Source organism: Virgibacillus proomii (assembly GCF_900162615.1).
Taxonomy (GTDB): Bacteria; Bacillota; Bacilli; order Bacillales; family Amphibacillaceae; genus Virgibacillus; species Virgibacillus proomii.
This window is the reverse complement of record NZ_FUFN01000010.1, coordinates 1,989,711-2,002,569: the sequence shown is the minus strand read 5'-3', so window position 1 is coordinate 2,002,569 and position 12,859 is coordinate 1,989,711. Positions and strand designations below refer to the sequence as shown.

General features: G+C 35.7%; 10 protein-coding genes. 4 read left to right on the top strand and 6 right to left on the bottom strand.

Annotated features, from left to right (window positions below):
* Window positions 1-727 precede the first annotated feature (727 nt).
* Complete coding sequence (locus BN1066_RS16730) at window positions 728-2,170, top strand: sodium/proline symporter (protein WP_245799818.1); 1,443 nt, start codon at window positions 728-730, stop codon at window positions 2,168-2,170.
* Between the two features lie 689 nt (window positions 2,171-2,859).
* Here the strand turns inward: BN1066_RS16730 and BN1066_RS16725 are convergent.
* The 6 genes from BN1066_RS16725 to BN1066_RS16700 form a co-directional block, all read right to left on the bottom strand.
* Window positions 2,860-4,467 (bottom strand): b(o/a)3-type cytochrome-c oxidase subunit 1, encoded by a 1,608-nt coding sequence (locus BN1066_RS16725; protein WP_425445300.1) that lies wholly within the window; start codon window positions 4,465-4,467, stop codon window positions 2,860-2,862.
* Window positions 4,468-4,547: 80 nt separating this feature from the next.
* Window positions 4,548-5,051, bottom strand: coding sequence for a cytochrome c oxidase subunit II (locus BN1066_RS16720; protein WP_077320575.1), 504 nt, complete (start codon window positions 5,049-5,051; stop codon window positions 4,548-4,550).
* Window positions 5,052-5,077: 26 nt separating this feature from the next.
* Window positions 5,078-5,221 (bottom strand): cytochrome c oxidase subunit 2A, encoded by a 144-nt coding sequence (locus BN1066_RS16715; protein ID WP_077320574.1) that lies wholly within the window; start codon window positions 5,219-5,221, stop codon window positions 5,078-5,080.
* A gap of 1,086 nt (window positions 5,222-6,307) precedes the next feature.
* The gene (locus BN1066_RS16710) at window positions 6,308-6,979 is read right to left on the bottom strand and encodes a queuosine precursor transporter (protein WP_077320573.1); all 672 of its coding nucleotides are present in this window, start codon (window positions 6,977-6,979) and stop codon (window positions 6,308-6,310) included.
* 556 nt (window positions 6,980-7,535) lie between these two features.
* Complete coding sequence (locus tag BN1066_RS16705; protein WP_245799817.1) at window positions 7,536-9,287, bottom strand: SulP family inorganic anion transporter; 1,752 nt, start codon at window positions 9,285-9,287, stop codon at window positions 7,536-7,538.
* Window positions 9,288-9,455: 168 nt separating this feature from the next.
* Window positions 9,456-9,656, bottom strand: a complete 201-nt coding sequence (locus tag BN1066_RS16700; protein WP_077320572.1) for a cold-shock protein — start codon at window positions 9,654-9,656, stop codon at window positions 9,456-9,458.
* Window positions 9,657-9,968: 312 nt separating this feature from the next.
* Here BN1066_RS16700 and BN1066_RS16695 point away from each other — a divergent pair, with 312 nt between their 5' ends.
* Genes BN1066_RS16695 through BN1066_RS16685 form a run of 3 tightly spaced genes read left to right on the top strand, consistent with a single transcriptional unit; the run spans window position 9,969 to window position 12,779 of the window.
* Window positions 9,969-11,639, top strand: coding sequence for a formate--tetrahydrofolate ligase (locus BN1066_RS16695; RefSeq protein ID WP_077320571.1), 1,671 nt, complete (start codon window positions 9,969-9,971; stop codon window positions 11,637-11,639).
* Entirely contained in the window at window positions 11,639-12,274 is a 636-nt protein-coding gene (locus BN1066_RS16690; RefSeq protein ID WP_077320570.1) for an HD domain-containing protein, read from the top strand. The genes BN1066_RS16695 and BN1066_RS16690 overlap by 1 nt, the downstream gene beginning before the upstream one ends.
* Window positions 12,258-12,779, top strand: coding sequence for a GNAT family N-acetyltransferase (locus BN1066_RS16685; protein ID WP_342745619.1), 522 nt, complete (start codon window positions 12,258-12,260; stop codon window positions 12,777-12,779). The genes BN1066_RS16690 and BN1066_RS16685 overlap by 17 nt, the downstream gene beginning before the upstream one ends.
* The last annotated feature ends 80 nt before the right edge of the window (window positions 12,780-12,859 follow it).

Sequence of the window (12,859 nt, the reverse complement as noted above, 5' to 3'; positions counted from 1 at the left end):
TTGATCTTCAGCTGAAGAAATTAACGACCTTTATCGCAGAATGTTTTGATTTTTACATGTTGTGTTAGTCATTTAAAGAATAGTTTCAGGTACAGTAAGCAGGCGGTACATAATCAACTTTTTTTAGCGTTAATTTAATAGCCTATTTGTCTACATGGACTTGTAAGTCTTGAAAAACTTCTACAAATCACTTGCTGCCTAAAGCAACATTGTGGAGACTTGCAAGAGTTTGGGTCCGCCACTTCAATCGTAGGGGCATTCCTTGAAACGGGTTTATTGTAACTATTTGGATTAGTTTAATTGTATAATAATACCAAATAGACAATAACACCTTGAGGTCGGTATTGTTTTTTTAGCTTAGCTTTTTTATTTGAATGATAATATATCAGAATAATCAATTCTTTATTTTTTGCTTTTATGCAATATTAGTGACAAAAAATAAAATGAACCTGTGGTTTCATTACGGAGTGATACAGGAAATATAGGATGCAATTTAAAGATCTATTTCCAGTGGGGATAATTCTTAGATCAAAGGTGGTATTAATCATAGTCAAAAGGAATAGCGGTTAAGATCTTATTTCAAAGTAATTTTAAAAATAAAATATCGACAATTAAAAATTGATTGGATCCTGATGCAGATTATTAAAATCAAGATTGTAATCAACAGGTTGCTTTTATACACACCATTTAACTAAGTTTAACCAGAGTTAAAGGAGATTAAAAATTAATGAATTTTATGGGCTCAACCATTATTTTTATTGAAATTATCGTGTACATACTTTTAATGCTATTAGTAGGTGTTTATTTTAGTAGAAAAAATTTAAATCATGCAGATTATTTTTTAGGTGGTAATAAGCTTCCTGGCTGGGCCCTTGCCTTTTCTGAAAGAGCAACCGGTGAATCGGCTTATATGTTCCTTGGAGCAATAGGTTTTATTTATGTATCAGGTTTATCAGGAATTTGGATTTTATCTGGAATGTTTCTTGGAATAATTTTTTCGTGGCTAGTATTGGCGAAAATATTTATGAAAGAAACGAAAAAATATGGTGTGTATACATTAACAGACTATATTGCAGTAAGATTTCCCAAACATAGTAATGTGATTCGCTGGTTATCATCGACCATTATAGTTTTCTTTTTTACATGTTATCTCGCAGCCCAATTTTCAGGAGTAGGTAAAACTCTATACTCTTTTTCGGGGTTAAATATTACAGTGGGATCGGTTATTATTGCAGTTATTATCATTGCTTATTCTTGTATGGGAGGATTTATGTCAGTTGTATGGACTGATACTATTCAAAGTTTCTTGATGCTGGTTTCGTTTATTATCGTACCAATTTCCGGGTTTATTGAAATACGACAAAATGACTTATCCATTTCCACTGCATTGAGTTCAATGGGAAATGGCGCTGATAATTGGTTTGGCGGATTAACTGGAGTAGCCCTGGGTGCCATGCTGTTCACAAATCTGTCTTGGTTCTTTGGATGGCTTGGCGGACAGCCACAGCTAAGTTCCAGATTTATGGCTTTACGAGATAAAAAAGAGCTTAGAACAGGCCAAAAAGTTGCGATTGTTTGGACTTTAATTGTTTATGTAGGCGCATTTTTATCAGCTATTTTTGCCGCTGTTTTGTATAAACAAGGAGAAATTGCAGATTCAGAAATGGTATTACCTTATATGGTTTACGATTTATTGCCACACTGGGTTGCAGGTATTATCATATCAGGTATTTTGGCTGCCATTATGTCGACTGCATCTTCTCAATTACTTGTGATTACAGCATCAGTAAGTGAAGATATTATTCATAAAGCAATGGGAATCACTATTAAGAGTACAACTTTAGTAAAAATATCACGCTTTGTCGTTATAGTAAGTGGTGTAGTGGGTATTGCTATTTCATTAGCATCTGGTTCGATTATTTATAATATAGTAAGTTTTGCATGGACGGGAGTGGGTAACACATTCTCTGCGGTCATCCTATTAACTTTCTTTTGGAAGAAGACGTCTGGGGCAGGTATAATCGCTACGATTATTATTGGATTTATCAGCTCTATACTATGGTCGATCTCCCCGTTAGAAGCAATTATATCTGCCAAAGCTGCAACATTTTTTATCTGTCTCATTGGAGGTATTATTATAAGCTTGTGTTACCCTGAAAACAGTCCATAATTTTCAAAAAATTATTCTCTAACATTGGAAAATCTATTTCCGATTCTTAGAGCATAGTAATGGCCTGATACAACTTTTTAATAACCGACTTGTTTAATGATAATTTAAGATAGAAAAGCCCACAGACAAAGGAGCGTCTGCTAATGTTAATCCATTGTTCTTTTTTCAATTCTCAGCATAGCCCCGATAGTAAAGGTTCTTTTGGGTTCTTTAATAGGGGCTAGTTAAAGAAAGGTTTTGAAATACGAAAATCATACGTTCACCGCAATTTTCACTAGTCAAGAAGGGTGTGAAACACCCTATACCACAATTTTTATTAACCAAACAAGTTCCATATAAGTATGTTAAGCTTCTCAATTACATATTGGCATTAAATTAATGGAAATTCGATTTCTCGTTAAAGGATGTTTTTCCAATTTCGTTATTTTATTGTTGCGATTCAGGCATATGCTGAAGAAAAAATCTCTTGGAATAAAAGAGACTGGAACAAAACGAAAACAGCTGGTTAAAAAACGAACCATAATCGTCCTTGTACTATAGGAAAGTATAAAATTTTAGGGTTTATAGTATAAGAAAAACTACGGCTTACGCCAAGTCTTTCTAAACACAAACAAACCGAACAATTCATTTATAATTGTTCGGTTTGTGCTATTTAGTATTTACTTATCTCCCAGCACTTTTTTCATTTATTAACTTCCAACAGGCCAATCAAAAGGAGGAGACCCAGGTGGAGAGTTTTGAATAATATCGATAAACGGTACGGTGTAAGCAAATAAAATAAGAGCAACCGTGATACAGATCCAGAGCTTCCAGTTTTCCATAAATTTTGGTGTTGGCTGAGCGTCTGGTTCTTCCTCACCAACTGGAAATTCTTCCACTCCTTTTGGAGCAAAAAAGGTTAATTTGATAAAAATATACACCATCAAAATAACGCCAATAAATAGAATCGTACCACCAATAGCTTGAGCAATTTGATAACCAATCCATTCAGAAGCCTGTTCTGTTCCTCCATATTCCGAATAGGAGGAACGTCTAGGACCACCAAGCAAACCTTGAATATGCATAGAAGTTGACATAATTGCCATTCCTACAACCCAAATAATGGATTGAATAATTCCTAATTTATTGATGGATTTGGTTAGTTTTCTGCCGGTCAAATGTGGAATTAACCAATAGGCAACCCCAAAGAAAGTTAAAATAACAGTTGTAGCAACCGTCAGATGAAAATGCCCGGTAACCCACATCGTATTATGAACAACAGCGTTCATTTGATGTGAAGCATTAATAATTCCTCCGGCACCTCCAGGGATAAGCGCAAGCATACCGAGCATAGGAGCTAAGAACCGTACATCCTTCCATGGCAAATGTTTAAACCAGCCAAATAGTCCTTTGTGACCTTTCTTACGGCCAGTGATCTCAAATGTTGCAAATAAAGAAAATGCGGTCATTAAGGTTGGTACCACTACCATAAAGGTGAGTACAACTTGGATGAATTTCCAAACCGGATCAATTCCCGGCTCCGTAAGCTGGTGATGGAAACCAACGGGAATGGAGAAGAACAAAAATAAAATAAACGATAGTCTAGCTAATGAATCGCTAAAAATTTTCCCACCAATAATTTTGGGAATAATTGCATACCATGCCATATAAGCTGGCAATAACCAAAAATAAACAAGCGGATGGCCAAAGTACCAAAACAATGTCCTGCTTACTAATACGTTAATTGTTTCGGCATACCCTAGTGACCACGGGATAAATTGCACAAGAACCGAAGTTGCTACACCAAGTGAGGCAATAATCCACATAATCATATTAATCGTAACCATAAAAGCTAAAAGTGGCGACTTCTGTCCGGGATGTGCTTTTTTCCATACATAGAGCTGACGAAAATTAACCATTCCTGCAAACCAAGTACCAACAATTACTAGGGCCAAGCCGATATAAAATAAAGGATGTGCTTTCAATGGTGCGTAAAAAGTATATAGAACACTTGCCTTTCCTAATAAAATCATTGTGGCTGTTATGATAGTACCAATTAGCATTATCCAAAAGCTAATCCATGCTACTTGTCTTTGCTTTTGAGATATTCCCACTGTTTTTCCCATTAGAGAAAATTGAAATCCAATGATAAAAAATGTAGTTAAAACGAGTGCTAATATAACTCCGTGAACAGTTAAAACTTGGTAGTAATCAATTCCCCAGGGTAATGTGATCGTACCAGAACGAACAAGTGTTTGTAAAAATCCCATCAATCCGCCGATTAGTAAAGAAATAAATGTAACATACATAAAGGACATATAAAGTTTTGCCTCTTTGTTGGAAAAAGGGAAAAGCTTTGGTGCCTCATTGATTACCTTAAATGTCTTTGGTAAAGCCATTATTCAACCACCTCCACAGTAGCAAACATTAAATGATGACCAACACCACAGTATTCATTACATACAACGGTATATTCACCAGGCTCTTTTAGAACTGTTTCCATTTGGCTTATATACCCTGGCTCAACCATCATATTGACATTGGTACCAGTAATATTAAAACCATGGATAACATCCTTCGTCGTTATTTGAAACAATACCGTAGAGCCTTTAGGAATTGTTATTTTTCTGACTGGATTTCCTTCATTGTCTAATCCAAAATCATAATTAAATGCAGAAGCAACCATATTAACGATATACTTATTATCTTCTACTTTGGTTAAGCCGAGATTTTCTTGTTTAAACGCTTCATGTGCTTCAATATTTTTTGGATCAATGGTCGCCCCGTGGCTCTGTGGATGTGTTCCTTTCCAAAATGCCCCAAATCCTAGAATAGTTAAAAAAAGTGCTAATGAACCAACTCCAAATACAAGCCAGATTTTCTCATATTTATGAAAATGCATTCCCATCACTCCCCTTATCTTTAACCTTACCGATCAATAAAAATATAAAATACGCTGAACCATGCGACGATAATAAATAGACCTAGTAGGAATACCGAGATTAGCGTACCTTTTAAATTGGGCTCTTTATGCTGTTGCTCAGACTTTTTCTTTTTGTTCATCGTACTCATGTTAACCCCCTCCTTTTGATGAGAATTCCGACCTAGTTCCATTATACAAAGGAAAATAGTAAAAAAAGGTGAATTGATAACGTTTTCATAATTTGTTCATTTATCTAATTGTTCGTTGATATGGCAATTTTACATACTTTTTTGTTTGGAAAGTTTTTGACAAAATTTTAACGGAATCGTTACTAATTATTGTCTTTTTAATAAAGGCTACGGTTAAAACGAGGAAAAAGTTGTTTGTTTTGAGAACGGAAGGAAAGGGATTTATAGAGTTAAAAGTGGTTGACAGGGGAAAGATATGCTAATCAATGAATTCCATTACTTATTCGTGAAATATCCATTTGGTGATAATTTGATCAATGTATAAAATAAAAACTAGATAAGAATATGTATTAGATTAGCAGTAGCTTATTACAAGCTCCTTACTAATTAAGGTTGTTTTTATTTTCTTAACAGTCTTCATATTATCTTTCTTTCATTCTGCAAATACGCCTTTATTTCTGTCCTACCTCTCTGTTTTGGATATCGTAATTGCATAGACAGTTTCATTACGTCCGGGCTCTAAATGTTCATTAAATTCTTGGGTAATTCCCTAGTATATTATGCATCGTAAAAGGAATGAATAGCTGAAGAGGGGAGAGAAGTTTTTAGAAACGTATCATTTTTGGAGAGACTGGATCGATTTTAATCTTTACTTTTGTCATTACTTTTTTCATTGCAATAAAATTCATGAAAGGAAAATCCTAATAAAACAATTGCTGTGTGGATGTAAAGAAACAGGGGAAACAAGTTTACTTAAGAAGATAAAAAAGATTACTTCACATCTTTGGTTCGACGGTTTTTCTCAACACATTGATGGCCGTGATTTATTGGCCTTCTTCATGTACCTGGTAACTTCCCACACCAAACTGCCACTCATTACTTTCTAGGAAGACCAAAAATGGATCCATAAAAGTATTGTGTCCTAATCTCCGTCAATGCACGGAAATACCGTCTATATTTAAGTCTTTTCACTATCTTTTTATGATGCTACTTTATTTAAGTACATAATTAACGCTTAGCTAATAAGACTGTGCTAGTAAGCTTGTATTATCCTTTCATCCTTTTAGCTATATACATAAATGGTGTGTCGACTAACGCTACAATAAATTTAATGATATACGTAGTAAAAAAGATTTCCATAAAAACATTAGTCGGATAAGTTCCGTAAAAGGCAATCGTACAAAACACAATCGTATCCAATAATTGACTTATGCCAGTACTGCCGTTATTTCTGATCCACAAATGTCGATCAGACGGAAATAATTTTCTTATTTTATCATACATCCAGACATCAAAAGATTGACTGATTAAATAAGCAGCAAGACTACCGGCAGCAATGCGAGGAATTAAATTAAATATCGTTGCCAGTGCTTCATGGGCAACATCATCTGCACTAGGCTCAAATGCCAGTGTACCCTGCATTAATAACGTCATTGTTACTAAGGTTGCAAACCCCATCCAAACAGCTTTTTTTGCTTCTGCTTTACCATATTTTTCGTTAATAATATCAGTCGCTAAATAAGCCGTACCATATAAAATATTACCAAGAGTTGCCGTGAACCCGATCAGATCAACTGTCTTTAATACTTGGATATTGGCTAAAATTGTTGCCATACCAATCCATATATAAAGACCAGTTCTACCAAACCATTTATAAAAAAGAAGTAGTAGTGTGAAGTTTACGATTGCAAGTATAATCCAAATAAGTTCATTAGCCAATAAAATTCCTCCTTAGTTTTGATGACGAGGGGGGGTTCTCGAACCGTGAAAATACAACAGCTATTATACCGAAGCAAATGAACAAAACGCAAGGAAGCTTGACTTTTTTCCTAAAAATCTTTCAAGCATAAATAAAAGGAAGGTTTGAAATGAGAAGCCGTACTTTATGAACATATGACAGGTTTATCAAACAAAGATAAAACATAAACAACAAAGAAGTATACGATAGGGAGATTTTAACCTTGTTTGTTCATACTTTAAAATAAAAAGGAAAATGCCAAGCTCGCCATCGACAAGGATGGACCTAAACTCGCAGGAAGGAGATCGAAGTTTATTCGTTGCTCGATCACTTAAATTCCGACGAGAAGGCTACCCGAGTCACAAGGAGAGTGAAGCCGATCTCAAAGGGGCTTCGGCGTTGAAGCTGAATAAATTATCCAACCATGTAAGTTTTATAGTTTCCTAGATAAAAAAGACTATCGAAAAGTTCTCGATAGTCTGCAAGGGAAAACATCCTTGTTTATTCACTTATTCGGACGAAAAGTTTCAAAAATTGTTAACGATTTGGATATTTTATTCCTTCCGTTACTTCTAATAAATCGCTGCTTTCTCTAAATGCTTTACATGTATTTCGTTTCTCTTTTGCGCAAATAGAGCATTTACTTACTTGAATCAGCTGCAGTCCATAATTGACTGCATCTTCTGAACGTTTAAAGATGTTCTCTGCGCCAATTTTATCATACAGCCCACTTATTTGTAACATTTCAAGTACATCATCATTTGCTTCTGATATAATTGTAATTCCACCAATATTATTAAAATCGGTTACCAGTGAATCTAAGTTTGCTGCACCTGTAGCATCTAATGTGGAAACATGCTTCATTTTCAAGATAAGCGCTGTTGGGCGTTTGTTAATGGACCGAGTGATGATAGATTCAAACTTATCAGCAGCGCCAAAAAATAAAGGGCCTGCAATAGTATAAAAGGAAAGCTGTGGACAAACGGATGTGAGCGATTCAAAATTACGATCATTTGTTGTTTCCTTCATCATATCCGGAATTACTCTTCTTACTTGAAGAACTTCACTCATTCGTTTAATAAACGAAACCATTGCAAGCAGTAAACCAATTTGAACAGCCACAGTTAGGTTAACAAACACGGTTAATAAAAAAGTAGTTACTAAAACGAGAGAGTCGCTGGACCTTAATTTAAGAATATGTGTAAAAGATTTATATTCACTCATATTATAGGCAACAACCATTAATATAGGAGCCATACTTGCTAGAGGAATACTTGATGCATATGGAGCGAAAAGTAATAGTGTAATTAAAACAAATATACTTTGAAAGATTCCTGAATAAGGACTAACAGCACCACTTTTAATATTTGTAGCTGTTCGAGCAATTGCGCCTGTTGCAGGTATACCGCCAAATAAAGGAGTTACTATGTTTGCTATTCCTTGACCGATAAGTTCGCGATTGGAATGATGTCGTGTACCTGTCATTCCATCAGAAACTACTGCAGATAATAGTGATTCGATTCCGCCAAGCATGGCAATTACAAAGGCTGGTTGCAAAAGTACCACTATTTTTTCCCATGTTATATTAGGAAAATGTAAGCCTGGTAATGATTGGGGAATTCCACCAAATACAGTACCTATTGTCGCTACTTGCGTTGGATAAAAAAGAACAGCAATTACAGTTGGCAGAAGAAGTGCTGCTAAAAGTACAGGTACTCTTGGGAATAATTTAGGAATAAAAATAATAACTACTAACCCAATCAGAGCAGTTAATATACTATACCAGTTGATCGTAGAAATATTCTGTGCAATCTGGATCATATTTTCATGAAAATATTGTTTTTTTTCAAGCTCTTCCAGACCAAGAAAGTTTCCGATTTGCCCGCTGAAAATAATTACAGCTATTCCAGAAGTAAAGCCAATCGTTACGGATCGCGGAATATATTTAATTAACTTTCCCAATTTGAAAATGCCCATTATAATGAGCATGATTCCTGCCAAAAATCCAGCAATTAATAAATTTTCATAACCATGCTCTAACACAATCGCAAGCAGGATAGGAATAAAAGCACCCGTTGGACCAGCAATTTGGAATTTGGAACCACCGAAAAGAGCAACTAAAAAACCTGCGATAATGGTCGTGTAGAGACCGTATTCCGGTTTTACTCCTGAGGCGATAGCAAATGCCATCCCAAGCGGCATGGCAACAATTCCAACCGTTATCCCTGCAATAATATCACGTTTTAAATCATTAGCTGAAACGCTTTTGAAGCGCTCGTCTTTGAACAACTTATCTGATCTCTCCTAATCATATTTTTAAAAACTTTTCTTGTGTTATATTTATTGAAACTAATTTCGCCAGCTTATGTGCCTTTGTTCTTAGGCTCAACGGATCAGTCGCAAAAAAAGCAGTAATCTTAAAATAGATTACCGCTTTATCTATGTGTTTTGGACTATTTATTTTTTAACGACATTAGCTGCTTGTGGACCACGTTCACCTTCAACGATATCAAAAGTAACTTCTTGACCTTCTTCCAGTGTTTTAAAACCTTCTTCTTGAATTGCTGAGTAATGAACGAAGACATCGTTTCCTTCTTCTTGCTGAATAAAGCCATAACCTTTTTCAGCGTTAAACCATTTAACTACTCCGTTTTCCATCTATTAATCCTCCTAAAAAGCTTCACGTTCCCTTGTAAAACGTGGTAATGCAAAGCAGATAAACAGAACATAAAATAGACAGTTCCCATAGAAGTGTAGGATCACTTGTACACCCACTTCTATAGAAGCTGTCTGCATGAATGAATCCGTACATCTTCTTTGCTTGTTTCTAATATAGCTTATTTAACTAGTCACGTCAAGAAAAGAGGGGAGGATAACTCGACATTTTTTCATATTCCAGCTATTATTTAAATAGGTTAGTTAGAAATTGAAAGCGATTCCTTGTTTTTCTAAAATGAAAGGAGTATTGTCATGAATACAGACATAGAAATTGCCCAAAAAACAAAACTATTTCCAATACATAAGATTGCAGAAGAGCTCCATTTATCGACAGAAGATTGGGAGCCATATGGACATACAAAAGCAAAGTTATCTGGTGCATTATTAGAAAAGTTAAGTAATAAGCGAGATGGAAAAATTATCCTTGTGACATCAATTAATCCAACCCCTGCAGGTGAAGGGAAATCTACTGTTACGGTAGGACTAGGACAAGCATTACGTAAAATGGGGAAAAAAGCGGTCATCGCTTTACGTGAGCCTTCTTTAGGTCCAGTTATGGGACTAAAGGGTGGAGCTGCTGGTGGCGGTTATTCGCAAGTTTTACCAATGGAAGATATTAACCTTCACTTCACGGGTGATATTCATGCAATTACTACGACAAATAACGCATTATCGGCATTTATTGATAACCATATTCATCAGGGAAATGCATTACGAATAGATCCTAGAAAGATCGTTTGGAAGCGTGCACTGGATATGAATGATCGCGCATTAAGACAAGTAATCATCGGTCTAGGCGGCGCTAAGCAGGGAATGCCAAGGGAAGATGGTTTCCACATTACGGTAGCTTCAGAAATAATGGCAATTTTATGTTTAGCAATGGATTTAAAAGATTTAAAACGGCGTTTAGCTTCGATTGTAATTGGCTATACCTACAATGACGAACCGGTTACAGTTAAAGATCTACAAGTAGAAGGAGCTCTGACTTTATTATTAAAAGAGGCAATACGGCCTAATTTAGTACAGACAACGGAGAACACACCAGCGATCGTACATGGAGGCCCTTTCGCAAATATTGCCCACGGGTGCAATAGCATTATTGCTACGAAAACAGCTGCCAAGCTTGCTGACTATACGATCACAGAAGCTGGATTCGGAGCAGACTTGGGTGCTGAAAAATACTTTCATATTAAATCACAAGCAGGAAATATAAATACAGCTGCAGTTGTGATTGTTGCTACAGTCCGGGCGTTGAAGATGCACGGTGGAATGTTAAAAGATGATTTAAAAACAGAAAATATAGCAGCTTTAGAAGCAGGGATGGAGAATTTACAAAAGCATGTTGAAACCATTCAAGCATTTCATGTTCCATTTGTTGTAGCTATTAACCAATTCCCGACAGATACAGAACAAGAGACGGCTTTTATTGAACAGTGGTGCGACGATAGAGGATATGATGTAGCACTTACAACCGTATGGGCTGATGGAGGGAAAGGTGGGATAGCTTTAGCAGAAAAAGTGATTAAAAAAGCAGAAGCGGTGTCCACTTCTTATCGACCTTTATACGAGATGCATGAGTCTTTAGAACAAAAAATGAGAAAGATCGCACAAACGGTTTATGGTGCAGATGATATTGAGATTACGAAACAAGCTCGTGAACAGCTAAAGCTTTATGAACAACAAGGGTGGGGGAATTTACCCGTATGCATGGCTAAAACACAATATTCGCTATCTGATAGCCCAACTTTATTAGGGCGCCCAACTGGATTTACTATCACAATTAGGGAATTACGTCCATCTATTGGTGCAGGGTTTATTGTGGCTTTAACAGGAGATGTTTTAACAATGCCCGGATTACCTAAAAATCCTGCTGCTTTACAAATGGATGTAGGAGAGGACGGAAAAGCGAAGGGTTTGTTTTAATGAAACAACAGGAACAATTACTTACGATAAAAAGGTTTGTGCGTCACTTATTTCAAGATGATATTACCGGACATGATTATTATCATATGAAGCGGGTTGCTCACTTAGCTAAATTAATTGCTGAAAAAGAACATGCAGATAGATTTATTTGTGAAACAGCAGCTTGGTTACATGATGTAGTGGATGAAAAATTATTCACTAATCCAACAGAGATAAAAAAAGAATTAGAACGACTTCTCATATCGATTGATTTATCTAAACAAGAAATAGCCCAAATAAAGTTAGCGATAACTGATATTTCTTTTCGTAAAGGAAAGATTCCTAAAAGTTTAGAAGGAAAAATAGTTCAAGACGCTGATCAGCTAGATGCAATCGGCGCTATCGGAATTGCACGTGCATTTGCCTATGGAGCAACAAAGGGCAGGCATTTTTATCATGAACAATTCAATAATCATACGATTAAGCACTTTTATGACAAGCTTCTCCTTATTAAGGATACGCTCCATACAAAAACAGCTCAACATTTTGCCAAGGAACGTCACCAAATGATGGAACAATTTTTAGAGCAGTTTTACAAGGAATGGAATGATGGTGAGATAACGTTAGCAAGAAAGGATGTTGAACATCATTATTAAATTAAAGCTGCTTCAGCCTGAAGATGCCGAAGCATTATTAAAGTTTGAAGCAGAAAACAGAGCATTTTTTGAAACAATGGTGCCAAGCCGTGGCGATGAGTATTATCATATACCAAACTTTTTAGTTAGACATGAAGCATTGCTTGAGGACCAAAGTGAAGGGAGGGCAAGTTTTTATTTAATTAAAGATAGTCATAATATTTTAGGGAGAATAAATATAGTTGATCTGAATGACAATCGAAAAGTTGGACACTTAGGTTATCGTATTGGCAAAATTCATACAGGAAAAGGAGTAGCTACTCAAGCATTAAGTCTTTTACTCAAAGATTCCATTGCAACGAGTCTAAGGCAGCTACATGCTAAAACAACGATGAACAATATTTCATCTCAAAAAGTGTTACAAAAAAACGGCTTTATTCATGAAAAAACAGAAAAGAACTCATTTGAAATGTACGGTGAATTCGTAAAGTTTATTCATTATACATGGACAAATCCAGAGTATTAAACGTTTGCCAAAATAGAGCGTTTCCTTGGGAGAGGGTGTTTATCCAACTTGTTAAAAACGCTCTATTTTTTGTATTTTTG